Source organism: Amycolatopsis sp. NPDC049252 (genome assembly GCF_043197175.1).
GTDB lineage: Bacteria > Actinomycetota > Actinomycetes > Mycobacteriales > Pseudonocardiaceae > Amycolatopsis.
In genome coordinates this window covers 47,360-73,041 of the sequence record NZ_JBICSQ010000002.1, presented here as the reverse complement: position 1 = coordinate 73,041, position 25,682 = coordinate 47,360, and the positions used below count along the sequence as shown (strand labels likewise).

At 70.3% G+C, this 25,682-nt stretch carries 29 protein-coding genes and 2 tRNA genes; 16 read left to right on the top strand and 15 right to left on the bottom strand.

Annotated elements, in window-relative coordinates; all coding sequences use genetic code 11:
• Position 1: 1 nt before the first annotated feature.
• Genes ACGFMK_RS03095 through hypB form a run of 6 tightly spaced genes read left to right on the top strand, consistent with a single transcriptional unit; the run spans position 2 to position 3,658 of the window.
• Positions 2–106 (top strand): DUF6893 family small protein, encoded by a 105-nt coding sequence (locus ACGFMK_RS03095; protein WP_392757911.1) that lies wholly within the window; start codon positions 2–4, stop codon positions 104–106.
• 4 nt (positions 107–110) lie between these two features.
• Entirely contained in the window at positions 111–383 is a 273-nt protein-coding gene (locus ACGFMK_RS03090; protein WP_392757908.1) for a HypC/HybG/HupF family hydrogenase formation chaperone, read from the top strand.
• A gap of 9 nt (positions 384–392) precedes the next feature.
• A complete protein-coding gene (gene hypD, locus ACGFMK_RS03085; RefSeq protein ID WP_326956280.1) occupies positions 393–1,529 on the top strand; it encodes a hydrogenase formation protein HypD in 1,137 nt (378 codons plus the stop codon).
• Positions 1,530–1,554: 25 nt separating this feature from the next.
• A complete protein-coding gene (gene hypE, locus ACGFMK_RS03080) occupies positions 1,555–2,631 on the top strand; it encodes a hydrogenase expression/formation protein HypE (RefSeq protein WP_392758602.1) in 1,077 nt (358 codons plus the stop codon).
• The gene (locus ACGFMK_RS03075) at positions 2,632–2,961 is read left to right on the top strand and encodes a hydrogenase maturation nickel metallochaperone HypA (protein WP_392757905.1); all 330 of its coding nucleotides are present in this window, start codon (positions 2,632–2,634) and stop codon (positions 2,959–2,961) included.
• 1 nt (position 2,962) lies between these two features.
• The gene (hypB, locus tag ACGFMK_RS03070; RefSeq protein WP_392757902.1) at positions 2,963–3,658 is read left to right on the top strand and encodes a hydrogenase nickel incorporation protein HypB; all 696 of its coding nucleotides are present in this window, start codon (positions 2,963–2,965) and stop codon (positions 3,656–3,658) included.
• Here hypB and hypF read toward each other — a convergent pair.
• Positions 3,615–5,765, bottom strand: coding sequence for a carbamoyltransferase HypF (gene hypF, locus ACGFMK_RS03065; RefSeq protein ID WP_392757899.1), 2,151 nt, complete (start codon positions 5,763–5,765; stop codon positions 3,615–3,617). The genes hypB and hypF overlap by 44 nt on opposite strands.
• A gap of 4 nt (positions 5,766–5,769) precedes the next feature.
• Complete coding sequence (locus ACGFMK_RS03060) at positions 5,770–6,681, bottom strand: LysR family transcriptional regulator (RefSeq protein WP_392757896.1); 912 nt, start codon at positions 6,679–6,681, stop codon at positions 5,770–5,772.
• A gap of 86 nt (positions 6,682–6,767) precedes the next feature.
• Between ACGFMK_RS03060 and ACGFMK_RS03055 the strand changes: the two genes are divergently transcribed.
• The 3 genes from ACGFMK_RS03055 to ACGFMK_RS03045 all read left to right on the top strand — a co-directional run bounded on the left by ACGFMK_RS03055 (position 6,768) and on the right by ACGFMK_RS03045 (position 8,970).
• Positions 6,768–8,096, top strand: coding sequence for an aspartate aminotransferase family protein (locus ACGFMK_RS03055; RefSeq protein ID WP_392757893.1), 1,329 nt, complete (start codon positions 6,768–6,770; stop codon positions 8,094–8,096).
• Between the two features lie 92 nt (positions 8,097–8,188).
• Positions 8,189–8,770 (top strand): hypothetical protein, encoded by a 582-nt coding sequence (locus ACGFMK_RS03050; RefSeq protein ID WP_392757890.1) that lies wholly within the window; start codon positions 8,189–8,191, stop codon positions 8,768–8,770.
• A complete protein-coding gene (locus tag ACGFMK_RS03045) occupies positions 8,767–8,970 on the top strand; it encodes a DUF6186 family protein (protein WP_392757888.1) in 204 nt (67 codons plus the stop codon). Before ACGFMK_RS03050 ends, ACGFMK_RS03045 begins: the two co-directional genes overlap by 4 nt.
• On the opposite strand, the gene ACGFMK_RS03040 is transcribed toward ACGFMK_RS03045, so the two are convergent.
• From ACGFMK_RS03040 to ACGFMK_RS03005, 8 genes are all read right to left on the bottom strand, one after another.
• The gene (locus ACGFMK_RS03040) at positions 8,967–9,371 is read right to left on the bottom strand and encodes a VOC family protein (RefSeq protein WP_392757885.1); all 405 of its coding nucleotides are present in this window, start codon (positions 9,369–9,371) and stop codon (positions 8,967–8,969) included. The genes ACGFMK_RS03045 and ACGFMK_RS03040 overlap by 4 nt on opposite strands.
• A gap of 102 nt (positions 9,372–9,473) precedes the next feature.
• Positions 9,474–10,826, bottom strand: coding sequence for a cellulose binding domain-containing protein (locus ACGFMK_RS03035; RefSeq protein ID WP_392757882.1), 1,353 nt, complete (start codon positions 10,824–10,826; stop codon positions 9,474–9,476).
• Positions 10,823–12,451: a glycosyl hydrolase family 18 protein gene (locus ACGFMK_RS03030; RefSeq protein WP_392757878.1), complete on the bottom strand. Its 1,629-nt coding sequence runs from the start codon at positions 12,449–12,451 to the stop codon at positions 10,823–10,825. The genes ACGFMK_RS03035 and ACGFMK_RS03030 overlap by 4 nt, the downstream gene beginning before the upstream one ends.
• Positions 12,452–12,803: 352 nt before the next feature.
• Positions 12,804–12,877: transfer RNA gene (locus ACGFMK_RS03025), tRNA-Arg, on the bottom strand.
• Between the two features lie 41 nt (positions 12,878–12,918).
• Positions 12,919–13,008: transfer RNA gene (locus tag ACGFMK_RS03020), tRNA-Ser, on the bottom strand.
• A gap of 66 nt (positions 13,009–13,074) precedes the next feature.
• Entirely contained in the window at positions 13,075–14,790 is a 1,716-nt protein-coding gene (locus tag ACGFMK_RS03015; protein ID WP_392757875.1) for a phosphatidylglycerol lysyltransferase domain-containing protein, read from the bottom strand.
• Between the two features lie 37 nt (positions 14,791–14,827).
• A complete protein-coding gene (locus tag ACGFMK_RS03010) occupies positions 14,828–16,807 on the bottom strand; it encodes an acetoacetate--CoA ligase (RefSeq protein ID WP_392757871.1) in 1,980 nt (659 codons plus the stop codon).
• Between the two features lie 18 nt (positions 16,808–16,825).
• Complete coding sequence (locus tag ACGFMK_RS03005; protein ID WP_392757868.1) at positions 16,826–17,455, bottom strand: dienelactone hydrolase family protein; 630 nt, start codon at positions 17,453–17,455, stop codon at positions 16,826–16,828.
• Between the two features lie 126 nt (positions 17,456–17,581).
• Between ACGFMK_RS03005 and hisC the strand changes: the two genes are divergently transcribed.
• Complete coding sequence (gene hisC / locus ACGFMK_RS03000; protein ID WP_392757866.1) at positions 17,582–18,646, top strand: histidinol-phosphate transaminase; 1,065 nt, start codon at positions 17,582–17,584, stop codon at positions 18,644–18,646.
• Here hisC and ACGFMK_RS02995 read toward each other — a convergent pair.
• The 3 genes from ACGFMK_RS02995 to ACGFMK_RS02985 all read right to left on the bottom strand — a co-directional run bounded on the left by ACGFMK_RS02995 (position 18,639) and on the right by ACGFMK_RS02985 (position 20,447).
• Complete coding sequence (locus ACGFMK_RS02995) at positions 18,639–19,409, bottom strand: sulfite exporter TauE/SafE family protein (protein WP_392757863.1); 771 nt, start codon at positions 19,407–19,409, stop codon at positions 18,639–18,641. The genes hisC and ACGFMK_RS02995 overlap by 8 nt on opposite strands.
• Positions 19,410–19,488: 79 nt before the next feature.
• Positions 19,489–19,836 (bottom strand): VOC family protein, encoded by a 348-nt coding sequence (locus tag ACGFMK_RS02990; protein ID WP_392757860.1) that lies wholly within the window; start codon positions 19,834–19,836, stop codon positions 19,489–19,491.
• Positions 19,833–20,447, bottom strand: a complete 615-nt coding sequence (locus ACGFMK_RS02985) for a GNAT family N-acetyltransferase (protein WP_392757857.1) — start codon at positions 20,445–20,447, stop codon at positions 19,833–19,835. The genes ACGFMK_RS02990 and ACGFMK_RS02985 overlap by 4 nt, the downstream gene beginning before the upstream one ends.
• A 56-nt stretch (positions 20,448–20,503) precedes the next feature.
• On the opposite strand from ACGFMK_RS02985, the gene ACGFMK_RS02980 reads away from it, so the two are divergent.
• The 3 genes from ACGFMK_RS02980 to ACGFMK_RS02970 are packed head-to-tail and all read left to right on the top strand — an operon-like array spanning position 20,504 to position 21,649.
• Positions 20,504–21,196, top strand: a complete 693-nt coding sequence (locus tag ACGFMK_RS02980) for a FadR/GntR family transcriptional regulator (RefSeq protein WP_392757854.1) — start codon at positions 20,504–20,506, stop codon at positions 21,194–21,196.
• A gap of 1 nt (position 21,197) precedes the next feature.
• A complete protein-coding gene (locus ACGFMK_RS02975) occupies positions 21,198–21,509 on the top strand; it encodes a hypothetical protein (protein WP_392757851.1) in 312 nt (103 codons plus the stop codon).
• A complete protein-coding gene (locus ACGFMK_RS02970) occupies positions 21,485–21,649 on the top strand; it encodes a hypothetical protein (protein ID WP_392757849.1) in 165 nt (54 codons plus the stop codon). The genes ACGFMK_RS02975 and ACGFMK_RS02970 overlap by 25 nt, the downstream gene beginning before the upstream one ends.
• Here ACGFMK_RS02970 and ACGFMK_RS02965 read toward each other — a convergent pair.
• Entirely contained in the window at positions 21,646–22,143 is a 498-nt protein-coding gene (locus ACGFMK_RS02965) for an FBP domain-containing protein (protein WP_392757846.1), read from the bottom strand. The genes ACGFMK_RS02970 and ACGFMK_RS02965 overlap by 4 nt on opposite strands.
• Positions 22,144–22,214: 71 nt before the next feature.
• On the opposite strand from ACGFMK_RS02965, the gene ACGFMK_RS02960 reads away from it, so the two are divergent.
• Positions 22,215–23,711 carry an adenylate/guanylate cyclase domain-containing protein gene (locus ACGFMK_RS02960; protein WP_392757843.1) on the top strand — a complete coding sequence of 499 codons (1,497 nt, stop codon included), beginning with the start codon at positions 22,215–22,217 and terminating at the stop codon, positions 23,709–23,711.
• On the opposite strand, the gene ACGFMK_RS02955 is transcribed toward ACGFMK_RS02960, so the two are convergent.
• Positions 23,699–24,694, bottom strand: a complete 996-nt coding sequence (locus ACGFMK_RS02955) for a beta-ketoacyl-ACP synthase III (RefSeq protein WP_392757840.1) — start codon at positions 24,692–24,694, stop codon at positions 23,699–23,701. The two genes, ACGFMK_RS02960 and ACGFMK_RS02955, sit on opposite strands and share 13 nt — an antisense overlap.
• Before the next feature lie 213 nt (positions 24,695–24,907).
• Here ACGFMK_RS02955 and ACGFMK_RS02950 point away from each other — a divergent pair, with 213 nt between their 5' ends.
• A complete protein-coding gene (locus ACGFMK_RS02950) occupies positions 24,908–25,381 on the top strand; it encodes an Lrp/AsnC family transcriptional regulator (protein ID WP_392757836.1) in 474 nt (157 codons plus the stop codon).
• A 55-nt stretch (positions 25,382–25,436) separates the two neighbouring features.
• The gene (locus ACGFMK_RS02945; protein WP_392757833.1) at positions 25,437–25,610 is read left to right on the top strand and encodes a hypothetical protein; all 174 of its coding nucleotides are present in this window, start codon (positions 25,437–25,439) and stop codon (positions 25,608–25,610) included.
• Positions 25,611–25,682: the final 72 nt, after the last annotated feature.

Here is a 25,682-nt window from a genome sequence, read left to right as displayed (position 1 = left end):
AATGAAACGCCTGTTGTTGCTGTTGGTGCTGCTGGGCGGGGCGACCTACGTCGTCAAGCTCGTCGAACCCGACGTCCGGCGGTACCTCGAGATGAGCCGGATGTAGCGCCGTGTGCCTCGGGATTCCGGGCGAGATCATCGAGATCAGCGAGGATCGACCGGACCTCGCGAAAGTCTCGGTCAGCGGCGTCAAGCGGCTCATCAACATCGGCCTGCTGGACGACGACCCGCCGGTGCCGGGCGACTGGATCCTCATCCACGTCGGCTTCGCACTGTCCAAAATAGACGAAGCGGAGGCGGCAGCCGCGCTGGACTTCCTCGAAAGCATCGGCAAGGCGTACGAGGACGAAATGGCCGCGCTGCTGGAATCCCAGATCGAATAAGGAGTCGTCATGCGTTTCGTCGACGAGTTCCGCGACGCGGAGAAGGCGCGGGCGCTGTCCGCGAAGATCACGTCGCTGTGCGAGCCGGGCCGCCAGTACAAGTTCATGGAGGTCTGCGGCGGGCACACGCACACCATCTACAAACACGGCCTGGAGGACTACCTGCCCGAGAGCGTCACGCTGGTGCACGGGCCCGGCTGTCCGGTGTGCGTGATCCCGATGGGCCGCGTCGACGACGCCATCCACATCGCGCGCCAGCCCGGCGTGCTCATGACGTCGTTCGGCGACATGATGCGCGTGCCCGGTTCCGGCGGGAACTTCTTCGACTCGAACGCCGAGGGTACCAACATCCGCATGGTGTACTCGCCGCTGGACTCGCTGAAGATCGCCCGGCAGAACCCGGACCTGCGGGTCGTGTTCATGGCCATCGGCTTCGAGACGACCACGCCGTCCACCGCGATGACGCTGCTGCGCGCGGCCGCCGAAGGCATCGAGAACTTCTCGGTCTTCGCCAACCACGTCACGATCATCCCGGCGATCAAGGCCATCCTCGACTCCCCCGACCTGCGGCTCGACGGCTTCATCGGACCGGGGCACGTCTCGACGGTGATCGGCTGCCGGCCCTACGAGTTCATCGCGCGCGACTACGGCAAGCCCGTCGTCGTCGCCGGGTTCGAACCGCTGGACATCCTGCAGTCGATCTACATGCTGATGGTCCAGCTGTCCGAGAAGCGGTCGGAAGTCGAGAACCAGTACTCGCGGGTCGTTCCGTGGAACGGGAACATGGTCGCGCTCAAGGCGATCAACGAGGTGATGGAGCTGCGGCCGTACTTCGAGTGGCGCGGCCTCGGGTTCATCTCGCACTCGGCGATGGCCGTCCGCGAGAAGTACGCGTCCTTCGACGCCGAGCGGATCTTCGAGATCCCCGGCCTGCGCGTCGCCGACCCGAAGGCGTGCCAGTGCGGCGAGGTGCTCAAGGGCGTGCTGAAACCGTGGGAGTGCAAGGTGTTCGGCACCGCGTGCACGCCGGAGACGCCGATCGGGACGTGCATGGTCTCACCCGAAGGCGCCTGCGCGGCGTACTACAACTTCGGGCGGTTCAGCCGCACGCGCGTCCGGGAGGCGAGCCGGCATGAGCACGTCTGAGCGGCGCTCGACGATCCCGGTGCCGATGACGACGTCCGACCGCGAGCAGCAGGTGCTCGACCGGATCGACCGCGCCCGGCGCCGGCGCGCGAAGGTCCGCGAAGAGCGCATCACGCTGTCGCACGGCGCGGGAGGCAAGGCGACCCAGACGCTCATCGAGGCCGTGTTCCTGGACGCGTTCCGCAACCCGCTGCTGGAACCCCTGGAAGACGCGGCGTCGCTGACGATCGGCGACGCCCGGCTCGCGCTGACGACGGACTCCTACGTCGTGTCGCCGCTGTTCTTCCCCGGCGGCAACATCGGCGACCTGGCGGTCAACGGCACGGTGAACGACCTCGCCGTCTCCGGCGCGCGGCCGCTGTACCTGACCGCGGGGTTCATCCTCGAGGAGGGTTTCCCGGTCGAGGACCTGCTGAAGATCGTCGAGTCGATGAAGGCGGCGGCCGAATCCGCCGGCGTCCAGATCGTCACCGGCGACACCAAGGTCGTGCAGCGCGGCAAGGCCGACGGCGTCTACATCAACACCGCCGGCGTCGGCGTCCTCACGCGCACCGGGCTCGGGGTGGCCACCGTGAAGCCCGGAGACGCCGTCCTCGTCTCCGGGCCGATCGGCGACCACGGCGTCACGATCATGCTGGCCCGCGGCGAGCTGGACATCGACGCCGACCTGGAGTCCGACACCGCGCCGGTGCACGACCTGGTCGCCGGGCTGCTGGCCGCCGTCCCGGGCGTGCGCGCGATGCGGGACGCGACCCGCGGTGGTGTCGCGACGATCCTCAACGAGATCGCCAAGGCGGCGGACGTCGCGGTGGTCGTCGACGAGAGCACCATCCCGGTCCGCACCGAGGTCCGCGGCGCGTCCGAGCTGCTCGGCATCGACCCGCTGTACGTCGCCTGCGAAGGCCGGATCGTGGTGGTCGTCGACGGCGCACAGGCGTCGGACGCGCTGGCGGCCTTGCGCGCGCACCCGCTGGGCGCGGACGCGGCGGTGATCGGCCGCGTCGCCGACGACCCGCCGGGCCTGGTGCTGCTGAACACCGCGTTCGGCGGCACCCGGATCGTGGACCTGCTGGTCGGGGACCCGCTGCCGAGGATCTGCTGAATGCACGAAATGTCGATCACGCAGTCGGTCGTCGACGCGATCGTCGCCAAGCTGGGCGACGCGACGGTCAAGAGCGTGCGGCTGGAGATCGGGCGGCTGTCCGGCGTGGTGCCGGACAGCGTCCGCTTCTGCTTCGACGTCCTGTGCAGCGGGACGTCGCTGGACGGCGCCCGCCTGGAGATCGACGAGCCGTCCGGGCGGGCGCGCTGCCGCGACTGCGGCGCCGAGTTCACCCTGGACGACTTCATCCTGCTCTGCCCGTGCACCAGCGCGAACGTCGAAGTGCTGGCCGGGCGCGAACTGCGCATCACATCGGTGGAGGTGGTCTGACATGTGCGACACGTGCGGCTGTTCCGACTCGGAAGTCCGGATCACCGACCAGACGCACACAGTGCTGCTGGAGCAGGACATCCTGGCGAAGAACGACGACCTGGCCGAGCACAACCGCACGCACCTGCGTGCGTCCGGCGTCTTCGCGATCAACCTGATGAGCTCGCCCGGCGCCGGGAAGACGACGCTGCTGGAGCGCACCATCCGGTTCTTGGACACGCCGTGCGCGGTGGTCGAGGGCGATCAGGAGACGATGCTGGACGCCGAGCGCATCAAGGCCACGGGCGCCCCGGTCGTCCAGATCAACACGGGCGCCGGCTGTCACCTGGACGCGTCGATGCTGCACCGGGCGCTGCACTCGCTGGCGCCGTCGCCGGGGTCGACGTTGTTCATCGAGAACGTCGGCAACCTGGTCTGCCCGGCGCTGTTCGACCTCGGCGAGGCGGCGCGCGTGGTGATCCTCTCGGTGACCGAGGGGCCGGGCAAGCCGCTGAAGTACCCGCACATGTTCGCGGCGACGGACCTGGTGCTGCTGAACAAGGTCGACCTGCTGCCGTACGTGGACTTCGACGTCCCGCAGTTCGTCGAGGACACTCGCCGAGTGAACCCCAAGGCGGAGATTCTGCAGGTCAGCGCGACCCGCGGCGACGGCCTCACCGAGTGGTACGACTGGCTACGGCAACCTGCCCGAGGCTGATCCCGCCGTCGTTGGCCGGCACCCGGCGGTGGGTCAGCACGCGGAACCCCAGCTGTTCCAGCCGTTCCACGGTCCGGTCGAGCAGCAGGACGTTCTGGAACACACCACCGGACAGCGCGACGGTGGTGCTGCGCTCGCGGAACCGGTCGCAGGTCCGGGCGATGGCGTCGGCGACGCCGTTGTGGAACCGCGCGGCTCTCGTCGCCGTGGCGGCGGAGTCGTCCAGAAGAGCGGCGATGAGGTCCTCACCGTGGACGACGTCGTCGATCCGCGCCCGGTAGGCGGTCGTCTCGGCCGGGTCGGCCAGCTGCTCCAGCTCGATGGCGGCCTGACCTTCGTAGTTGACGGTCTCCCGCACGCCGAGGAACGCGGCGGCCGCGTCGAAAAGGCGTCCCGCGCTGGACGTCAGCGGTGAGTTGAGGCCGCTGCGGATGAGCTTCACGACGTCCTCCCGCGCGGGCCGCCCCAGCGCGTCCACATAGGACGCGGCCATCCGCCAGGGCTGCCGGATGGCCTGCGCCCCACCGGGCATCCGCACCTGCCTCAGATGTGTGAGGCGCTCGTAGGTGGTGAGGTCGGCGAGCAGGAACTCGCCGCCCCAGATGGTGCCGTCGGGCCCGAACCCGGTGCCGTCGAAGGCGACACCGAGCACGGGCCCGTCCTCGCGGTTGTCGGCCAGGCAGGAGGCGATGTGGGCGTGGTGGTGCTGCACGCCCAGCAGCTCGACGTCCCGCTCGAGCGCGTACTTCGTGGACAGGTACTCGGGGTGCAGGTCGTGCGCGATGAGCACGGGGTCGACGGCGAAGAGCCGTTCGAAATGGGTGATGCCTTCGGTGAACGACTTGAGCGTCTCGTAGTTCTCGAGGTCGCCGATGTGGTGCGAGACGAAGGCGTGGCGGCCTTTCGCCAGGCAGAAGGTGTTCTTGAGTTCGGCACCACAACCGAGCAGGTGCAGTTTCGTGGCGTGTTTCAGGCTGACGGGCTCGGGCGCATAACCCCGCGAACGCCGTTGCAGCTGCGCTCGGTTCCGCACGATCCGCACCACGGAATCGTCGGTCCGGATGTGAATGGGCCGGTCGTGGGTGAGCACCGCGTCGGCGATGGTGTCCAGCCGCTTGAGTTCCTCATCCCGGTACACGATGGGCTCGTCGGAGACGTTGGCGCTGGTCAGCACGATCGGGCCGGTCTCTTCGAGCAGGAGGTGGTGCAGCGGCGTGTAGGGCAGCATGACTCCGATCCGCCGATTCCCCGGCGCGACAGCCTGGGCCAGCTCCCCCTTCTTCGGCAGTAAGACAATGGGCCGTTGCCGGCTGCTCAGCGCCGTTTCCGCGGCCTCGCCCACCTCGGCGAGTTCCCTGGCCTGCGCCAAATCGGCGACCATGACGGCAAAGGGCTTGTCCTCCCGATGTTTCCGCGCCCGCAACTTCCAGGCGGCCTCTTCATGCCTCGCGCCAACGGCGAGGTGATAACCCCCAAGCCCCTTTACCGCCAGCACGGCACCCTGCGCCAATGCCTCGGCGGCTTTTTGTATCGCGTCACCACCTCCGGGCTCGAACCGCAGGGTGGGCCCGCAGGCGGGGCAGCAGACGGGCTGGGCGTGAAACCGCCGGTCCCCGGGATCTTCGTACTCCCGCTTGCACTCCGCGCACATCTCGAACCCGGCCATGGTCGTGCACGGCCGGTCGTACGGAACTCCGGTGACAATGGTGAACCGGGGTCCGCAGTTGGTGCAGTTGATGAACGGATACCGATAACGCCGATCGCGCGGATCCCACAGCTCGCGCAGGCAGTCTTCGCAGGTGGCGGAGTCAGCGGAGATCAGGGTGTCGGCAACGCCCCCACCCGGACTCTCGACGATGACGAACCCGACGTCACCCTTCGCCGCGATTTCCCGGACCTGAACCTCGTCGACCACCGCCAGTGGCGGCGCTTCGGTCTTGAGCGCCGCCAGAAAGGCCTCGACGGCCTCCCCTTCGACCTCGGCGAAAACCCCGCGCACGTCGTTTCCCACAAAACCGGAAAGCTCGAGCCGCGAGGCAAGCTGGTGCACGAAGGGCCGAAACCCCACGCCCTGCACAACCCCGAACACCCGGACGGCCACCCGCACGGGCTCAGTCTGCGCCCACACCGGACCATTCGGCCAGCGCCGGCAGGTCCGGCTGCTGCCGCAGGGCGTCGAGGACCACGTTCACCGCCGCGCGCAGCGGCGACCCGCGACGCACCGCCGCCACGATCGTGCGGTTCACCGGCGTCGTCAGCTCCCGGGTCGCCACCCGATAGCGGCGGTCCACCGCCAGGCCCGGGAGCAGCGCGATCGACAGGCCGGCCTCGACGTGCTGCAGGGTCATCAGGTAGTTGGCGAAGCGGCACACCACCCGCGGCTCGAAACCGGACTCGCGGCACAGGCGCAGCGTCAGGTTCGCCATGTACGACTGCGGGACGTCCAGTGCCCACGGCTCGTCCGCGAACGCCGCCAGGGAGACGGGCGGGCCGCCCGTGGCCGTGACCAGCACGATCGGGTCGGTGGCCAGCGGGACGATGTCCAGGTCCGGGCCCAGTGGCAGCTCGACGAAGTCGGTCGTCGTGATGATGACGTCCGCGTCGCCGCCGCGCAGGGCCGGGATGCTCTCGTGCGGTTCCAGCTCCAGGAGCTCGACGTCCAGGTGCGGGTACGCCGCCGCGAGGCGGGTCACCGCCGGGACCGCCATCGTGTGGATCGCGCTCTGGAACGCGCCGAGGCGGACCAGGCCGACCGGCTCGTCGCCGAGGCCGCGCAGCTCCGCCTCGACCGTGTCCATGTGGTCGAGGATCGCCCGCGCGCGCCGCGCCAGCATCAGGCCCGCGGGCGTCAGCCGGACCCGGCGGCCAGTGCGTTCCAGCAGCTGGGTGCGGGTTTCCGCTTCGAGAACGGCCAGTTGCTGCGACACGCTCGACGCGCTGAGGTTCGCGTCCTGCGCGACCGCGCGGACCGTGCCCAGGGTGTCGAGGCGGCTCAGGAGCCGCAGGCGCCACGGGTTCAACATCGGCCCATTGTTGTGCAGGGGAACCGAACAAGAAAGTCGGAATTGTGAGATGGACGTGACGCTCGAACCGGACTTACCGTCAAGGCATGGCTGCTCCGACTTCCGAAACCACCTCCGCAGACGTCTTCTGGGCCGACGCCGACAAGCACCTCGTGCGCTACGGCGGCGCCTTCACCCACGAAATCATCGACCACGCCGAAGGCAGTTTCGTCTTCACCGAAGACGGCCGCCGGATCCTCGACTTCACGTCCGGCCAGATGAGCGCGATCCTCGGGCACTCGCACCCCGAGATCGTGGACACGGTCCGGCGGCAGGCCGCGAAGCTCGACCACCTGTTCAGCGGCATGCTGAGCCGCCCGGTCGTCGACCTCGCGCGCCGCCTCGCCGAGACGCTCCCGGCGCCGCTGGAGAAGGCGCTGCTGCTGACCACCGGGGCCGAATCCAACGAAGCCGCCATCCGGATGGCCAAGCTCGTCACCGGCAAGCACGAGATCGTCTCGTTCGCCCGGTCCTGGCACGGCATGACGCAGGCCGCGGCGAGCGCCACCTACAGCGCCGGCCGCAAGGGCTACGGGCCCGCCGCGCCCGGCAACTTCGCCATCCCCGCGCCCAACGCGTACCGGCCGGACTTCACCGACGCCGACGGCAAGCTGGACTGGCGCCGCCAGCTCGACTTCGGGTTCGAGATGATCGACGCGCAGTCGGTCGGCAGCCTGGCCGCGTGCATCGTCGAGCCGATCCTCAGCTCCGGCGGCATCATCGAGCCGCCGCCCGGCTACTTCGCCGCCCTGCGGGAGAAGTGCCGCGAGCGCGGCATGCTGCTCATCGTCGACGAGGCCCAGACCGGCCTCTGCCGCACCGGGAACTGGTACGCCTTCGAGCGCGACGGCGTCGTCCCGGACATCCTCACGCTGTCCAAGACGCTCGGCGCCGGCCTGCCGCTGGCCGCCGTGCTGACCAGCGCCGAGATCGAGCAGGAGGCGCACGACCGCGGGTTCCTGTTCTTCACCACGCACGTCGCCGACCCGCTGCCCGCCGCCGTCGGCAACACCGTGCTCGACGTCCTGGCTCGCGACCACCTCGACGAGCGCGCCCTGCAGCTGGGCGGCCTGCTCCGGCACGGCCTCGAGCGGATCGCGCACCGGCACGAGGTCGTCGGCGACATCCGCGGCCGCGGCCTGCTGGCCGGCCTGGAACTGGTGGTGGACCGGGAAACCAAGCGCAGTTCGGACGAACTGGGCGCGCGCGTCACCCGCCGCTGCCTCGAACTGGGGCTGCACATGAACATCGTGCAGCTGCCCGGAATGGGCGGGGTGTTCCGGATCGCCCCGCCGCTGACGGCGTCCGAAGAGGAGATCTCCCTCGGTTTGTCCATCCTCGACGAGGCGATCGGGGACGCCGTCAAGACACTCTGAGACCCGTTCGTGGCCCCGACGGGGGAATCCGCTGGCTTGGTACGGCCTTTTTGGTTAGGAACGACAAGTACTGACCCGAAGGAGCTACCACCATGGCTCTGGGCTTCCCCGGCCGATCGTCTCGCAGGCTCTCCGTCGACCTCCCCGTGATCGCGCTCGTCCTCGCCGCGATCGCACACTGGATCCGCGGCGCACCCGCGGACGCGCTGATCTTCCTCGGCGTCACCCTGCTGCTCCTGATCACCGAACGCCCCCGGGCCGACACCGTCGCGGAGTTCGACGAGCCGTTCCGCGTGCCGGGGATCGCGGTCGTCGCGGCCGGGGTGCTGGTGCTCGCGTTCGGCCGCGACAGCGTCCCGGTGGCGATCGCGGTCTCCGTGATCGGCCTGGTCGCGCTGTTCGCCGAATGGCGCGACCCGTCGCTGCCGGCGGACCGCCCGGTACCGCACCGGGCGTGGGTGTGGTCGGCGGTGGCGCTGAGCTGGTGCGGCTGGGAGCTGCTGTCGTTCGTCTTCGAGCAGGCCGCGGGCGGCCTGTCGCTGACGCACCCGACGATGAGCGACCTGGTCGACCCGCTCCTGACGAGCCGCTGGGTCCAGGCCCTGGCCATCACGGGCTGGTTCGCGGCGGGCGTCGCGATGCTGCGCGCGGCGGCCACGGCGAGGCGATCGTGAGCAGCCGGGTCGTCACCGAGCTGGGTTTCGGCCTGATCGTGCTGGCCGCCATCGGCCTCTGGGCGGCGAGCCACCTGGTGCCGAAGCGGATCCCGAAGCTGACGAGCGTGCTGGCCGTGGTGATGCGACGGCGGAGTGCGCGGATCGCGTTCGTGCTGGCCTGGTGGTGGGTGGGCTGGCACTTCTTCGTGGGCCACTAGCGCGCCCACTTGGCGACGGCCTGCTCGGTGACCGGCGTGAAGAGGTTGACCAGCGTGCCGTCCGGGTCGCGCACGAGCAGGGAGCGGTTGCCCCACGGCATCGTCGTGGGCTCGTTGACGAACTCGAGCTCGCCCTGCTTGAGCCGGTCGTACTCGGCGTCGACGTCGTCCACGAGGAATTCGACGATCGCGCTGTGGTTGTCGGCCGGGCGCGCCGAGCCGGGCGCGAAGATGCCGACCGTGCGCGTGCTGCCGATGGCCAGGGTGAACGACGGCGTCGCGATCTCGGCGAAGTCCGGCGTGGCCCAGGTCGTGGTCAGGCCGGTGACGTGCTCGTAGAAGCCGACGAGCCGCGCGACGTCGTCGGTGATGATGCGGAGGGAAGCGATCTTCGTGGTCATGCCGACGACGCTAGGGCCAATACCGGACAGAATCCGCCCGGTATGGAAAAGAGCCTCCTTGCCGGCCCGGGGAGCCGGCAAGGAGGCCTCTTCAGGACGGCGTCAGAAGCCCGCCGTCACCCTGGTGAAGTCCCAGTCGTTCTGCGCGATGCCGCTGCACGCCGACTGCACACCGCCGCCGGGACACCCGCGGTCACGGTTGACCGACCAGAACGCCAGGCGGCCGATCTTGTTCGTCTTGGCCCAGTTGGTGATCTGGGTCCACGTCGAAAGATCGGTCAGCTCCTGCTGGTCGGACAGGCCGTTCATGCCCGAGATGCCCACGTGGTTGTACGCCGTGGCGTCGTTCCAGCCGAACGTCGACTTCAGCTTGTCCCGCAAGCCGTTCGCCGCGTTCACCGTGCTCTGGTACATGTTCGAGCCGCCGCCGAAGTCGAACGGCATGATCGTGTAGATGTCCACTCCGGCGCCCAGCGCCTTCGACTGGTCGATGAGCCGGTTGCCGTAGTAGTTCGGTCCGGTCGTCGAGGTGCCGAAGGTCAGGATCGTCTGGATCCCGGGGTTGTTCTGCTTCACGATCTTCAGCGCGTTCAGGATGCGGTCCTGCACGGCCTCGTTCTCGAACTCGTCGGAGTTCTCGATGTCGATGTCGATCGCCTTGAGGCCGTACGCGTTGATCACCTGCTGGTAGGCGCCGGCCAGCGCGGCGGGCGTCGAGCAGTTCGGGCCGAGCTTGTTGCCGCTCCAGCCACCGAACGACGGCACCACCTGGCCGCCCGCCGCCTTGATCTGCGCGATCGCGGTGGCGTCCGCACTGCCGGTCAGCGGACGGCTGCTGTCCCACGCCGGGTTGCAGCCACCGGAGGCGTTGACGAACGCCATGGTGAACCACTTGACCCCGGTCGCGTTCATCACCGTCTGCGGGTTCGGCGGGCTGCCCCAGCCCAGGTACAGGTACGGCGCGCCGCGCCCGCCCGGCTGGTTCGGGGGCGTGGTGGTCGGCGGGGGCGTCGTCGTAGGCGGCGGTGTCGTCGTGGTGGGAGGTGTCCCCCCGGCCGCACACGACCCACCGTTGAGCTTGCAGTTCGACGGCGCGACGTACGAACCCGAGTACGTCACGTTGAAGCCGAAGCTCGCGCTACCGCCGTTGCCGACGTTGCCGTTCCACGTGTTCTTGACCGTGACGTGCTGGCCGGCCGCGGTGTAGCTGCCGTCCCAGAGCGACGCGATCTTCGCGCCGCTCGGCAGGTCGAACTCCACCGTCCAGGTCGGCAGCACCGAGCCCGAGCCGTTGGCGATCGTGTACTTGCCCTCGTAGCCGGTGCCCCAGTCGGAGCCCTTGCCGAAGGTCGCGGACACGCCGCCCGCCGCGTTCGCCGGAGCGATCACGAACACGGCACCGACCGTGGCGGCCGCGGCCGCCAGCCCGAGCGCCGACAACCAGCGGCTTTTCACGACAGGCCGTTCTTCATCGCGGTGATCAGCTCACCGTTGGTGGTGTCGCCGGTCAGCTCCCAGAAGAAGGCGCCGCCGAGGCCCTGCTGCTTGGCGTAGGACATCTTGCCGCCGATGGTGGCGGGGGTGTCGTAGCTCCACCAGTTGCTGCCGCACTTGGCGTACGCGGTGCCGGCGAAGGTACCGGTCGACGGGCAGGTGTTCTTCAGGACCTTGTAGTCCTCGATGCCCGCCTCGTACGTGCCCGGCGCGGCGCCGGTCGCCGTGCCACCCGGGGTGCTCTGCGTGACGCCGGTCCAGCCGCGGCCGTAGAACCCGATGCCCAGCAACAGCTTGCTCGACGGGACGCCCTTGCTCTTCAGCTTCTGGATCGCGGCGTCGGAGTAGAACCCGGCCGTCGGGATGCCCGCGAAGTTGGTGAGCGGCGAGTGCGGCGCCGTCGGCCCCTGCGGCGCCCAGGCACCGAAGTAGTCGTAGGTCATGACGTTGAACCAGTCGACGTACGGCGCGGCCGCGGCGTAGTCGGCGACGTCGAGCTTGCCGCCGTTGCTGCCGTCCGCCGAGATGGCCGAGGTGACCAGGAACGACGAGCCGAACTTCGACCGCAGCGCGGACAGCAGGTTCTTGTACGCCGCCGTACCGCTGGTGTCACAGCTCAGGCCGCACGCGTTGGGGTACTCCCAGTCGATGTCGATGCCGTCCCAGATGTCGGCCCAGCGCGGGTCCTTCAGCAGGTTGTAGCAGGACTGCGCGAACGCGGCGGCGTTCTGCGCGGCCTGGCCGAAGCCACCGGAGTACGTCCAGCCGCCGAACGACCAGATCACCTTGAGCCCGGGGTGCAGCTTCTTCAGCTTGCGCAACTGGTTGAAGTTGCCGGCCACCGGCTGGTCCCAGGTGTCGGCGACGCCGTCGACACTGCCCGCGGCGTCGTAGGTCTTCTGGTAGTCGGCGTACGGGTCGTCGTTGGCCGAGCACTGGCCGTTCGTGACGTTGCCGAAGGAGTAGTTGATGTGGGTCAGCTTGTTCGCCGAGCCCGAGGTCTCGATGTTCTTGACGTGGTAGTTGCGCCCGTAGACGCCCCACTGCACGAAGTAGCCGACGTTCTTCAGGCCACCGGGCGGAGGCGGCGTGGTGGTCGTTGTCGTCGGCGGCGTGGTCGGGGTCGTCGGGGTGGTCGTCGGCTGGGTCGGGGTCGTCGGCGTGGTGGTGGGGGTGCCACCGCCGGCGTCGCACGAGCCGCCGTTCAGCTTGCAGTTCGCCGGCGCGGAGTAGGTGCCGGAGTAGCTGACGTTGAACCCGAAGCTGGCGGTCGAGCCGTTGCCGACGTTGCCGTTCCAGCTGTTCTTGACGGTGACGTGCTGGCCGGCCGCGGTGTAGCTGCCGTCCCAGAGGGAGGCGATCTTCGCGCCGGACGGGAGGTCGAACTCCACCGTCCAGGCAGCCAGCGTCGAGCCGGAGCCGTTGGCGATCGTGTACTTGCCCTCGTAGCCGGTGCCCCAGTCGGAGCCCTTGGTGTAGCTGGCGCTGACCCCACCGGCGGCGCTGGCCGGCACGGTGATCAGGCCGACGGTGATCGCGCCGACCGCGGTGAACAGACCGAGGAGGTGCCATCTCTTTCTGGACATTCGTCTCCCTTGACGCAGGTGCATGTGCGACGTTCCGGGCACGGCGTTCACGAACACCACCGACGGGGACCAGTTGGTGTTTTTGCGCCGTTTGCGAAGACGGTACGTGGTCCAGACCAATTATGGAAGCACCAGTACGGAGAGTGCCGAAAGGCGGCTGAACGGCTGATATCCGTGATCGGCGTTGCCCGTACACTGGTCCAGTCCAGTTACGCAAAGCAGCGGCGAGGCGCCCTGAGCCGATCGATCGGCGACCGCGGTTTCGGCACAGGTTCCGGTGCCGAAACAGTCGCCCGGGAACACAAAAGAGCCCCCTCTTGCGAGGGGGCTCCAGTGCTGTCTCAACCAGACGTGCGCCCGAAGGGATTCGAACCCCTGACCTTCTGATCCGTAGTCAGATGCTCTATCCAGCTGAGCTACGGGCGCGTGTTCAGTTGTAACCTAGCACCCGGCGAACCGAGTACCAGCGGAGGCTCCGGGATTTGAACCCGGGAGGGGGGGTTACCCCCAACCGCATTAGCAGTGCGGCGCCATAGACCAGACTAGGCGAAGCCTCCTGGGCCCAACGACCACTGCTCAGATAGGTTACACACCCCCCGAACCCCCTGTGTAACCACCCCCCGTCACGCCCGGCGCAGCAGTCTGAGCAGGCGTGGAGATCGTCCGCCGAGGCCTTCCGCCTCGAACGTCGCGATGCCGACGCGCGGGAGTTCGCGGACTCCCGGGTACACCAGGTAACGCGGGACCCAGCGCGGCTGGAACTTCGCGTTGAACTTGTAGAGCGTCTCGATCTGGATCCAGCGCGAGAAGAAGTGCAACACCTTCGCCGCCGTCTTGGCCACCGGGCCGGCGCCGATGCGCTGGCCCTGCTCCATCAGCGCGCGGAACGCCGCGAAGTTCAGCGACACCTGCGTGACGCCGTGGCGGGCCGCCGACAGCAGCAGTTCCGAGATCATCAGCTCGTTGACGCCGTTGTCGGCCGTGCGGTCGCGGCGCATCACGTCCAGGGACAGTCCCGCCGCACCCCACGGGACGAACTGCAGGACGCCCCGCACCCGCCCGCCCTGCTCGGCCGTCACCAGCACCGATCCCTTGTCGCCCATGCGGCCCAGGGCCATCGAGAAGCCGCGCTCGGTGTCCGTGCCGCGCCAGTTCGCGGCCAGGACCTCCAGCTCGGCCAGCTCACCCGGCCGCAGGTCCTCGGTCCGGCGCACCAGGACCTTGTAGCCCGCGCGCTTCGTGCGGGCCGCGGCCTGGCGGACGCCGCGCATGGTGCGGCCGTCCAGCGTGAAGCCGTCGACGTCGACGACGGCCTCGTCGCCGATCTCCAGGACCTCGAGGCCGAAGCGGGCCCAGACCGTCGCGCCCAGTTCCGAGACGCCCATCGCGGCCGGGATCCAGCCGTTGCGCTTGCAGACCTCCAGGTACTCCTCGATCGCGCCCGGCCAGGCTTCGTGGTCGCCCAGCGGGTCCGCCGAGCAGAGCGCGACGCCGGCGATCACGCGGTAGGTGACCGCGGCCTTGCCCGTGCGGGAGAACACCGCGAACTTGTCCCGGCGCAGCGCGAAGTACCCCAGCGAGTCACGCTCGCCGTGCTCGTCGAGCAGCTTGCGCAGGCGGGTGACCTCGTCGTCGGACAGCCGGGGCGCCGGCTCGGCCGAGCGCAGCAGGAAGTACGCCGAGACCAGCACCGCCGCGATGCCGAACAGCAGGCCGACGGCCGCCGTCAGGTCCTCCAGCCACATGCCGTGGAACACCGCCGGCCCGCTGACGCCGACCAGCGCGAGCGACGACTCCGCCATCCGGTCCGCGAAGCTCATCGGCTCCAGCACCGCCCGCGAAGCCACCGACAGCAGGATCAGGTTGATCACGAACCCGGCCAGCGCCAGCTCGGCGAAGCTCCGCACCGCGCGCCAGCGCCCGACCACCGGGTCCGGCTTCGCGACGAAGTACTTCCGGGTCGCGATCAGCCCGACCAGCAGCACGACCGACACCAGGCCGGCGCCGAAGACGTGCTTGAGGCCGATGTGCGACACCGTGAGCAGCACCGTCGCGCCGACGGCCAGCTGCCACGCGCGCCGCTTGCGCCGCCGCAGCCCGGCGGCCAGCAGCACCAGCAGCACGCCGGTGACCAGCGCGACGGTCGCCGCGGCCACCGTCGCCTCCTGCGGCAGCTCCAGCCACTCCGACAGGTGCCCGCGCAGGTTCCGGCGCCCGGCCGGGACCAGGACCGCGACGAGCGTCATCAGTCCGGCCAGCCGGGTCACCCAGGTGATCACCCCCACGGAAGTGGTCCCCGCCACCCGCCAGGTGGTCTGCGCGCGTGTCCCCGTCACCACCTGTGCAACCCGTTGCAGGCGATCATGCTTCCCCCATCTACCCCCCGGCGAGCTCCACGAACGGCGTCAGCGCCGCCGGGTTGGCCAGCGCGTCACGGCTGACGGCCCGGTCGGGAGCCACACCGGCGAGGATCTTCTTCACCGGTACCTCACACTTCTTACCGTTCAAGGTACGAGGTATCTCGGAGACCACGACGAACCGATCGGGTACATGGCGCGGTGACAGGGTGCTACGGAGCTCTTTCCGCAGCGCGGGTTCGATGTCTTCGATCTTCACGCCGTCGGCGAGCACCACGAAACAGATCAGCTTGCCGTCCTCGTTCCCGGCCGCCGAGGTGTCCACGACCAGGGAGTCCGCGACCTCGTCGTAGCCCTCGACGACCCGGTAGAACTCCGCCGTGCCCATCCGGACGCCGCCGCGGTTGAGCGTCGAGTCGCTGCGGCCGTAGATCACCGCCGAGCCGCGGTTCGTGATCCGGATCCAGTCGCCGTGGCGCCACCGTCCCGGGTACATCTCGAAGTACGCCTCACGCAGCCGCGAGCCGTCGGGGTCGTTCCAGAAGAACACCGGCATGGACGGCATCGGCTTGGTGATGACCAGCTCGCCGACCTGCTCGACGACGGCGTGGCCGGCCTCGTCGAACGCGTTGACCGCGGCACCGAGCGCCGGGCAGGAGAGCTCACCGAGCCAGACCGGGACGTCGGGCGCGGACGCCACGAACGCCGCGCACAGGTCGGTGCCGCCCGAGACCGAGCAGATCTGCACCTTGGCGCCGACCTCGTTCACGATCCACCGGAAGCCCTCGACGCTCAGCGGCGCGCCGGTCGAGCCCACCGCGCGCAACGCCGTCAGGTCGTAGCGCTCCGCGGGCTTGATGCCGGCCTTCAGGCAGCTCTGGATGAACGGCGCCGACGTGCCGAAGTACGTGACACGGTGCTGCTCGGCCAGGTGCCAGAGCGCGTTCAGGTCCGGGTAGCCGGGGCTGCCGTCGTACAGGATGATCGTGGTGCCGACCAGCAGGCCGGAGATGAGGAAGTTCCACATCATCCAGCCGGTGGTGCTGAACCAGAAGAACCGGTCGCCGGGGCCGAGGTCGGTCTGCAGCGCGAGCGCCTTGAGGTGCTCCAGCGTGATGCCGCCGTGGCCGTGGACGATGCCCTTCGGCAGGCCGGTGGTGCCCGACGAGTAGAGCACCCACAGCGGGTGCGCGAACTCGACCGGCTCGAAGACCAGCGCCGCGCCTTCGTGCTTCGCGAGCAGCTCGGCCCAGTCGTGCGTGCCTTCCATACGGCCGTCGCCGACGTACTCGACGAGCACGGTCGCGGCCAGCGACGGCAGCTTCTGCTGCAGGTCGGCGACGGTGGTGCGGATGTCGAACCGGCGGCCGTTGTAGGCGTAGGCGTTGACGGCGAAGAACAGCTTCGGCTCGATCTGCACGAACCGGTCCGCGACGGCGCGAACACCGAAGTCCGGGGAGCACGACGACCAGATCGCGCCGATGCTCGCCGCGGCGAGGAACGCGACCAGGGTCTGCGGGCAGTTCGGCGCCAGCGCGACGACGCGGTCGCCCTTGCCGACGCCCAGCTCGACGAACGCGGCCCGCGCCGCGGCGACCTGCGCGCGCAGGTCGCCGTAAGTGAGGTGGTCCGCGAAGCCGTCTTCGCGGTGGAAGATCACCGCGGTCTCGTCGTCACCCTTCGCGGCGCCCGCGACGCCGGGGGTGAGCGCGTGCTCGGCGTAGTTCAGCGTGCCGCCCTCGAACCAGACGGCGTCCGGCATCCCGCCGGACAGGACCTCACCCGGCCGGTCGTGCCAGCGGACGCCGAGGAAGTCCGCGACCGCCGCCCAGAAGTCCGGGCCGCGCTCGACGGAGAACTCCCAGAGCGACGCGTAGTCGTCCACCTCGACGCCGCGTTCGGCGCGCAGCCACCGGCGGAAGGCTTCGATCTTGGTGTCGGCAACGTGGCCCGGCTCGGGGCGCCAGAGGACTTCGGGAGCGTCGGCGGTGTACGTCACTCCCCGAGCGTAATCCGCCTAACGCAGGTGTGCGTCGAACCAGTTGAGGGTGCGCTGCCAGGCCTCCGCGGCCGCGCCCGGGTCGGCGTCGAAGCGGTGGTTCGCGCCCGGGTAGTGCACGACGTTGGTGGCGACCTTCGCCGACGCGGCCGCGTCACGCAGGCGCTCCACCTCCGCGCCGCCGGCTTCGTCACCGGCGTCGCCGTACATGCCGAGCCACGGGCTGGTGAGCTTGCCGGCGATCTCGACCAGCGTGGGCAGCTCCGCGGCCTGCTGGCCGCCGACGCTCACCGCCGCGCCCAGCCTCCGGTGCGAGGCGACGACCAGCGCCGCGGAGCCACCGAGGTCGAAGCCCATCACGCCGAGGAGATCGCCCTGGACGCCGCGTTCGACGAGCCAGGCGAGTGTGATGTCCGTCGCGTCGAGCAGGTCCTGCTGGGTGAGGCGACGGCCGTCGAGGTGCGGGGTGACGGTCAGCCAACCCTCCGTCGCGAGGCTGGCCAGCAGCAGCTTCACCCCGTCGGTGACCCCGTCCGCTTCGTGCAGCACGACCAGGCCGCCGCGTAGCGCGCCTTCGGGTTCCGAAAACGTGAGGCGCAGGGCGGCGCCGTCGGTGCGCTGGTAGTCCACGGTGCTGGTCGACGTCATTGCGTAACTCAATCACTTCGAGGTGAACGGAAGGAACCCCGTCGCCCGCCCGAAGGGAGTCGCGGGACCGCGACCGGAAAAGATACGGTTGCTGGGCCGTACCGCTGAACCCGAGGAGCGCCGAAGATGTCGACCGTGTCCCCGCGTGCCGATCTCGAATCGTTGCCGAAGTACATCCCTGGCCGGACGATCGAAGGCGCGATCAAGCTGGCGAGCAACGAGGTGCCCGGCGGCCCGCTGCCGAGCGTCGCGGCGGCGATCGCCGAAGCGGCGGCCCGCATCAACCGTTACCCGGACACCGGCTCGCAGGTGCTGCGGGAGCGGCTGGCGCGCGACCTGGACGTCCCGGTGGAGCGCGTCGCCATCGGCTGCGGCTCGGTTTCGCTGTGCCAGCAGACCATCCAGGCGTCCTGCGCCCCGGGTGACGAGGTGCTCTTCGGCTGGCGCTCGTTCGAGGCTTACCCGATCGTGACGCAGGTGGCGCACGCCGTGCCGGTGCTGGTCCCGATCACCGAGGGCCAGGAGCTCGACCTCGACGCGATGCTGGCGGCGATCACCGACCGCACGCGCGTCATCTTCGTGTGCAACCCGAACAACCCCACCGGCACCGCGGTGCGCCGCGCCGAGCTGGAGCGGTTCCTGGACGCCGTCCCCGAGCGCGTGCTCGTCGTGCTCGACGAGGCGTACAAGGAGTTCGTCACCGACCCCGAGGTTCCCGACGGTGTCGAGTTCACGCGCAGCCGCTCGAACGTCATGGTGCTTCGCACGTTCTCGAAGGCGTACGGCCTCGCGGGCCTCCGGGTCGGTTACGCCGTGGCGCCGGAGGCGATCGCGGACGCGCTCCGGCAGGTGCACGTCGCGTTCTCGGTGAACATGCTGGCCCAGGTGGCGGCGCTGGCGTCGCTCGACGCCGCGGACGAGCTGCTCGCGCGCTGCCAGGACATCGTCGCCGAGCGCGGCCGGGTGCGGGACGCCCTGATCGCCGCCGGGTACCAGGTGCCGGAGACGCAGGCCAACTTCGTCTGGCTGCCGCTGGGTGACCAGGCGGTGCCGTTCGCCGAGCACGCGCTGGACCGCAAGCTGGTGGTGCGCCCCTTCGCCGGCGACGGCGTGCGCGTGACCATCGGCACGCCCGAGGAGAACGACCTGTTCCTGGCGGCGGCGCGCGAGTTCCCGCGCGGACTCAGCTGAACTGCTTGACGACCAGCTGGATCACGGCCGCCACGCCGACCACGACGATCACGCCGCGCAGCACCGCCGGCGGCAGCTTGCGGCCGATCTTCGCGCCGAGGAAGCCGCCGGCGGTCGAGCCCACCGCCAGCCACAGCACGACGGGCCAGCTGATCGGCGCGACGAACGCGTAGATCAGCCCGGCGACGACGTTGACCACGGCGGCCAGGACGTTCTTCACGCCGTTGAGCTTCTGCAGCGGTTCCGACAGCAGCATCCCCATGACGGCCATCAGCATCACGCCCTGCGCGGCGGTGAAGTACCCGCCGTAGATGCCGATGAGGAAGATGAAGAACATCAGCAGCGGGCCGGCCTTGTGCTCGGCGCCGTTCTCCTCGCGGCGCTTCGCGACCAACTTGGACACCCGCGGCTGCACGATCACGAGGATCACGGCCAGGCCGACGAGAATCGGGACCACGGCCTCGAAGGCGTCCTTCGGCAGCGACAGCAGCAGGATCGTGCCGCCGATCGCGCCGAGGAACGACGCGACGGCGAACTTCGCCGTCTGCCGCCAGTAGCCCTTGAGCTCGTGCCGGTAACCCCAGGCGCCGCTGAGCGTGCCGGGGGCGAGCCCGATCGCGTTGGAGGTCGTCGCCGTCACGGGCGGGTACCCCAGCGCGACCAGCACCGGGAACGTCACGAGCGTCCCCGACCCGACCACGGCGTTGATGGTCCCGGCCCAGATCCCGGCGACCAGGACGATCGCCGCGTGCCACCACGTCATGAAGCACTCACGTGCGGAGCCTAAGCACCGTGGCCGCGTCCCGCGACGCAGATGTGTCTGGTCAGACACCCACCGCGCGTCAGGACGGCGCGAAGACGCAGAACTCGTTGCCTTCCGGGTCGGCGAGGATGTCCCACCGGATGTCGTCGTCCTCCGCCCTGACCAGGGTCGCGCCCAGGGCCAGCAGCTCCGCGCGGTCGCCGACGACGTCCAGGTGCATGCGGTTCTTCAGCGTCTTCACCTCGGCCACCGGGTTGAGCCAGATCAACGGACCCTTGCCGTCGGGGTCGGCGATCGGGATCGGGTCGGTCGGCGGTCGCTCGGCCGCCGACTCGTGCCGGACGTAGCCGATGGCCTGGCACCACCAGTCCGCCAGTGCCTGGTGGTCGTTCGCGTCGAGCGCGAGGTCCTTGAACCGTGCCGTCATGCCGTTTCCTCTTCCGGTACGTGAGCGGGGATCACCGAGGACACCACGCGCCAGCCCAGCGCGCCGTACAGGCCGCGCCCGGCCTCACTGGCCAACAGGACGCTCCTGGGCGCCGGCGCCGCCACGCCCAGGCGGTGCATCACCACCTTGCCGAGCCCGCGGCGCCGGTGTGCCGGCTCGGTGACGATCTGGTCGAAGACCGCGACGTCCGCGGCCACCGCGACCCGGCCGCGGGCCGCCAAGGCACCCTCCGACGTCACGACCACCTCCCAGACCGGCCCCTCGCCGCGCACCGCCACCTCGTAGGACGGCGGAGCCTCGACCGCCGGGCCGACGCCGGCCGACGTCATCAGGTACTCCGTCTCCCCCGCTGTCCACGCCGGGGTCAGGCCCGCCAGCACCGCTTCGCGCGGGCCGCACGCCTTCAGCCACGTGCCCGGCTCCGCGACCGAGCGGGCGCGGGCCGCCACCGTGTCCGGCGTGCGCAGCAGGTAGCGCACCCGGTGCCCGGGCCGGCCGACGTCGACGCGGTGGCCGTCCGGCTCCGCGACCGGGGGCGGTGCCGCCCGCGACACCGCCCAGCCGCGCACCCACGCCGTCAGAGCGTCCATGCCCGCGATCATGGCAGCCACCCCCGACAATTCCGGGCGTGCGGCAGGATGGGGCCGTGGGTGCGGACACCGAGCAGGTCTGGAGCGCGACCGTCGACCACCTGCGCGCGATGATCGACGCCGGCGAGCTGGCGCCTGGGTCGCGGCTGCCCGCCGAGCGCGTCCTGTGCGAGGAGCTGGGCATCAGCCGCGGGTCGCTGCGGCAGGCGCTGCGGGTGCTCGACTCCATCGGTTACGTCCAGATCCGCGCCGGCTCCGGCACCTACGTCGCCGAGCAGCGGGAGCAGCCGCTGAGCACCTGGTTCACCGAGCACGACCAGCTCGTCGAGAAGCTGTTCGACCTGCGCGCGACCGTCGAGCCGACGCTGGCCGACCGGCTCGCGCGCCACGCGACGGCGAACATCGTGAGCCGCCTCGAGGACAACGTCGCGGAGATGGCGCAGGCCGCCGAGGACGGCGACATGCTGCGCGTCATCGCCACCGACGCCGAGTTCCACCGGGTGATCGCGCAGAACGCGGGCAACGACGACGTCGCCGGCCTGCTGCGGTCGGTCCTCGCCCTGGTCGGCGAGGAGCGGCGGGCCGCGCTGCGGCTGCCGGGCCAGATCCGAAAGGCCGTCGACGACCACCGCGCGATCCTCGACGCGATCCGCCGCGCGGATCCGGCCGAGGCCCGTGAGCGCACCCTCAAGCACCTGACGGACGCGAAGACGTACGCCCACGACTTCGCCGCCCACCCGGAGGAGTGACATGGAGAAGGTCCACTTCACCGAGGAAAAGGCCACCATGCTGGCCACCCTCTACGGCCGCGCGCTGGACAGCCGCGAGACGAACCCGGTGCTGGGCGACCGCGCCGCGGACGAGGCCGTCCGCCAGATCGATTACGACTTCACCCGGCTCGGCATGACCCGCGACGCCGCCGTGAGCGTCGTGCTGCGGGCCAAGCCGATCGACGCATGGGCCGCGGAGTACCTGGCCGCGCACCCGGACGCGATCGTGCTGCACCTGGGCTGCGGCATGGACACTGGCTCGACCGGGTGCCCTCGGACCGCCCGGCGCTGATCGTCGCCGAGGGCCTGACGATGTACCTGACACCGGAGGTCCTGGCCCGGGTCCGGCCGGTCACGCGCCTGCAGCTGCGGATGCTGAAGTACTTCCCGAAGCCGGCCCGGATGGCGACCATCGCCCGGTACCGCTTCTAGCGGGATTCGAGGACCCGCGCGACGAACTTGTGCACGTTCTCCTCGAGCCGCGAGAGACGCTCCCCCAGCGTGAGCGTCTCGAACGGCTGGGGCACGTCGGACTTCAGCTCGCCGCGCACGTACTGGCAGCAGCCGAGGTTGCCGCAGGCGTAGATGCCCAGCGTGTTGCCCTCGCGGCCGAGCTTGCCGGCGCGCTTCCCGGAGAACAGCGTGACGTCGGCCAGGCCGTGGGTCGTGGTGCAGAAGCCGCAGATGTTGCTGCGCAGCCGGGACTTCGGTGACGGCGCGGCCCGCAGCGCGAGGCCGACGAACTCGCCGTCGTAGGGCAGCACGAGGTAGGCCCGCCCGGGCGCCTTGGGGTCGCGCCAGCCCAGGAACTCCCGCCGGTCCCACGGGATCTCGCCGGGCCGGGCGGGCAGCGTCACGCCCTTGGCCTCACCGCGGGTGCAGTTGACGAACGAGGCCCGGATCTCCTCCTGGCCGAGTGGCTCCATGATCGGCACGGTAGTGGCGGCGCGGCGCTGCGGCCACGCCTTTTCCGGCCGCACCCCATACGATCGACGCCGTGCGCAAGAACGACGGGAGGTTCCGGATCGTCCTGCGCACCAGCCTGGGCTTCGCCGGGCTGGGACTCGGCTCCAGCGTGGCCGGGTCGGGGGTCGTCGCGCTGCTCCTGCTGCTCCAGGGCCTGCCCAACGACGTCGGGGACCGCGGCTGGATCCTCGGGCTCACCGCGGCCGGGATCGTCGCCGTCGCGCTGCTCGTCGGGACGCTGTGGACGGCCTGGCTGCAGCGGCGGACCGCGATCTGGTTCGTGCTCGGGCGCCCGCCCGGCGAAAGCGAGGCCAGGCGCGCGCTGCGGCTGCCGGTCGACATGGCCGTCGTCAGCGGAACGCTCTGGCTGGTCGGGACGACCGTCCTGGGCGTGCTGGCCGGCGTGCTCGGCTCGGCGGCGGACGCCGCCGCGATGGCCACGACCATCGGGCTCGGCGGCCTGACCACCGTCGGGCTCACCTACCTGGCCGCCGAGTGGGTCGCGCGGCCGGTGATGACGATCGCGCTCGACGTCGTGCCCCCGCGCGGCTCGCTGCCGGTGACCGTGCTGACCCGGCTGATCGTGACGTGGGCGCTGACCTGCGGGGTTCCCCTGGTCGGCGTCCTGCTCGTCGCGACGCCGCCGGACCTCGGCTCGGGTGACCACACCGCCAGCCTGATCATGCTGTCGGTCATCGGCCTGGTCGTCGGCGCGCTCGGCACGGGCCTGCTGGCCCGGGCGGTCGCGGCGCCGCTGCACCGGCTGCGCGTGGCGCTCGACAAGATCGCCCGCGGCGACAACGAGGTCGTCGTCGACGTCGACGACTCCAGCGAGATCGGGCTGCTCCAGACGTCGGTGAACCAGCTCGCCGCCGGGCTGCGGGAGCAGGCGCGGATGCGCGACCTGTTCGGCAGGCACGTCGGCGCCGAGGTCGCCCGGCACGCGCTGGAGTACGGCGCCTCGCTGTCGGGCGACGTCCGCGAGGTGACGGCGTTGTTCGTCGACGTCGTCGACTCGACCGCGCTCGCCTACCGGACGCCGCCGCAGGAGCTGGTCGGGAAGCTGAACCGGCTGTTCGCCGTCGTCGTCACAGCGGTGAACGCGCGCGGCGGGCTGGTCAACAAGTTCCAGGGGGACGCCGCGCTGTGCATCTTCGGCGCCCCGACCCGCCTCTCGGACGCGCCGACCGCCGCGCTGGCCGCCGCCCGCGCGATCCGGGACGCCGTGCGCGAGGCCGGTGAGCTCGACCTCGGCATCGGCGTCTCCAGCGGCCCGGTGTTCGCCGGGCAGCTCGGCAGCAGCAGCCGCCTCGAGTACACCGTGATCGGCGACGCCGTGAACGAGGCCGCGCGGCTCACCGAGCTGGCCAAGGCGGCGCCGTCACGGATCCTCGCGAGCGACGCCGCCGTCTCCGGCGCGCTGCAGGGTGAGCGGGCGTTCTGGGTCAAGCACGGGGAGCTCGAGCTGCGGGGACGGCAGGAGCCGACGCCGACCTGGACAGCCGACCCGGAACCTCAGGACAGCTGACCCAGATCCGGCCAGCGCAGCACCGTCGAACCCCAGGTCAGGCCCGCGCCGAACGCGCTGAGCAGGACCCGGTTGCCGGGCGCGAGCGTGCCGTCGCGGCGGGCGTCGTCCAGCGCCAGCGGGATGGACGCGGCGCTGGTGTTGCCGACGCGGTCGATGTTGGCGACCACGGCGTCGGCCGGCATGCCGAGCTGCTTCGCCGTCGCCTGGAGGATCCGGATGTTCGCCTGGTGCCCGACGAAGCGGTCGACGTCGCCGACCATCCAGCCCGCGCGCTCCAGGACCGTCCGCGACGACTCGGCCATGCGCGCGCAGGCGTGCCGGAACACCGCGGTGCCCTGCATCGCGAGGAAGCGGTCACCCGGGTCGTCGGAGAGACGGCGACGCGAGCCGCCCGCCTCGACCCACAGCAGGTCGGCGTGCTCCCCCTCGCTGTGCAGGTCGAACGGCCCGAACGCGCCGGGCTCGCCGGCGTCACCGGCCCGCAGGACCACGGCGCCCGCGCCGTCGCCGAAGATCGGGACGGTGGTGCGGTCGTCCGGGTCGATGAGCGTGGTGAAGGTGTCGGCGCCGATCACGAGCACCCGCTCGGCGAGCCCGCCCGCGATGAAGCCCGCCGCGGTGGCCAGCGCGTAGACGAACCCGCTGCACACGGCGTTGACGTCGAACGCCGCGGCTGTGCCGAGCCCGAGCCGGGCGGCGACCTGCGGCGCGCTGGCCGGGCAGGGCTGGTCGGGTGTGGAGGTGGCGAGCACGACCATGTCGGCCGTGCCGTCGGTGGACGCCAGCGCCCTGCGGCCCGCGCCGACGGCGAGGTCCACAGTGGACTCACCCGGTCCGGCGACGCGGCGCTCGCGGATCCCCGTGCGAGTGCGGATCCACTCGTCCGAGGTGTCGAGCCGGGCGGCGATCTCGTGGTTGTCCAGGACTTTTGTCGGCAACCACGAACCGATTCCGGTCAACACGGCGGCAGGTGCGGGCACGGGAGAGCCTCCCCACGCCGGCGGGTTGGCGGAGCGTCCGGCTGGTCTACCACTTGTATGGGCTACCCCCTGGTAGACCGGTCAGTTGTGTTCCAGGTCACTGAAAAAGTTGTTTCATCTTCCCGGCGTCCGGAGTAGTGAGCGCCGTCACGAGCGAGTGAGCCGTCGGAGAACTCGCGGCGAATCGTCGGTGGTCCCGGTTAGCCTGCTGAGGTGCAGACTCCCGACCTCGACCAGCTGGACATCGCCATCCTCGCCTGCCTCCAGGCGGACGCCCGCACCATCGCCGAGACGATCGGCGCGAAGGTCGGCCTCTCGGCCGCGGCGGTGCAACGGCGGATCAAGCGGCTGCGCGAGGCGGGTGTCATCGAGCGCGAGGTGGCGGTGCTGTCGCCGCGAGCGCTCGGGCTGAGCATGACGTTCGTGGTCATGGTCGAGATGGAGCGGGAGAACCTCGCGGTGCTGGACGCGTTCCGCCGCCAGGTCCTCGGCGACGACTGCGTCCAGCAGTGCTACTACGTCACGGGCAGCGCCGACTTCGTGCTGATCGTGACGTGCCCGGACATGGCCGGCTTCGAGGCGTTCACCCGGCGGATGTTCTTCGACAACCCGAACGTCCGGCACTTCACCACGAGCGTCGCGATGGACCGGGTGAAGGTCGGCCTCAACCTGCCACTGGGCCCGTAGGCCGAGGCCAGGACCACAGCCTTTCGGCCGGCTTCCGGATCACCGGAGCGGGCAGGTGCACGCCCAGCCGATCACCGTCCGCGACCTGCGGCACGGTCCACAGTGGATCGCCGGGACGGCCACCACGCTCGGCACGCTGACCTGCGCGGCAGCCGTCCCAGCGCCACTCGTCCTGCGCCGGAAACGTCCGGAAGCGCCGCGCGAGCCGTCACCATCAGTCGTGACCTGAACGCAAGGGGTATGTGCCCGGCGTTACACCACAATGGACGGATGCAACCGATCAAGTGAACGTGAGAGTTTC

Coding starts and splice junctions, on each gene's coding strand:
- ACGFMK_RS03095 (WP_392757911.1), top strand. CDS start 2: ATGAAACGCCTGTTGTTGCTGTTGGTGCTGCTGGGCGGGGCGACCTAC.
- hypD (WP_326956280.1), top strand. CDS start 393: ATGCGTTTCGTCGACGAGTTCCGCGACGCGGAGAAGGCGCGGGCGCTG.
- hypE (WP_392758602.1), top strand. CDS start 1,555: ATGACGACGTCCGACCGCGAGCAGCAGGTGCTCGACCGGATCGACCGC.
- ACGFMK_RS03075 (WP_392757905.1), top strand. CDS start 2,632: ATGCACGAAATGTCGATCACGCAGTCGGTCGTCGACGCGATCGTCGCC.
- hypB (WP_392757902.1), top strand. CDS start 2,963: ATGTGCGACACGTGCGGCTGTTCCGACTCGGAAGTCCGGATCACCGAC.
- ACGFMK_RS03060 (WP_392757896.1), bottom strand. CDS start 6,681: ATGTTGAACCCGTGGCGCCTGCGGCTCCTGAGCCGCCTCGACACCCTG.
- ACGFMK_RS03055 (WP_392757893.1), top strand. CDS start 6,768: ATGGCTGCTCCGACTTCCGAAACCACCTCCGCAGACGTCTTCTGGGCC.
- ACGFMK_RS03050 (WP_392757890.1), top strand. CDS start 8,189: ATGGCTCTGGGCTTCCCCGGCCGATCGTCTCGCAGGCTCTCCGTCGAC.
- ACGFMK_RS03040 (WP_392757885.1), bottom strand. CDS start 9,371: ATGACCACGAAGATCGCTTCCCTCCGCATCATCACCGACGACGTCGCG.
- ACGFMK_RS03030 (WP_392757878.1), bottom strand. CDS start 12,451: ATGTCCAGAAAGAGATGGCACCTCCTCGGTCTGTTCACCGCGGTCGGC.
- ACGFMK_RS03005 (WP_392757868.1), bottom strand. CDS start 17,455: ATGACGTCGACCAGCACCGTGGACTACCAGCGCACCGACGGCGCCGCC.
- hisC (WP_392757866.1), top strand. CDS start 17,582: ATGTCGACCGTGTCCCCGCGTGCCGATCTCGAATCGTTGCCGAAGTAC.
- ACGFMK_RS02995 (WP_392757863.1), bottom strand. CDS start 19,409: ATGACGTGGTGGCACGCGGCGATCGTCCTGGTCGCCGGGATCTGGGCC.
- ACGFMK_RS02990 (WP_392757860.1), bottom strand. CDS start 19,836: ATGACGGCACGGTTCAAGGACCTCGCGCTCGACGCGAACGACCACCAG.
- ACGFMK_RS02985 (WP_392757857.1), bottom strand. CDS start 20,447: ATGGACGCTCTGACGGCGTGGGTGCGCGGCTGGGCGGTGTCGCGGGCG.
- ACGFMK_RS02975 (WP_392757851.1), top strand. CDS start 21,198: ATGGAGAAGGTCCACTTCACCGAGGAAAAGGCCACCATGCTGGCCACC.
- ACGFMK_RS02965 (WP_392757846.1), bottom strand. CDS start 22,143: ATGGAGCCACTCGGCCAGGAGGAGATCCGGGCCTCGTTCGTCAACTGC.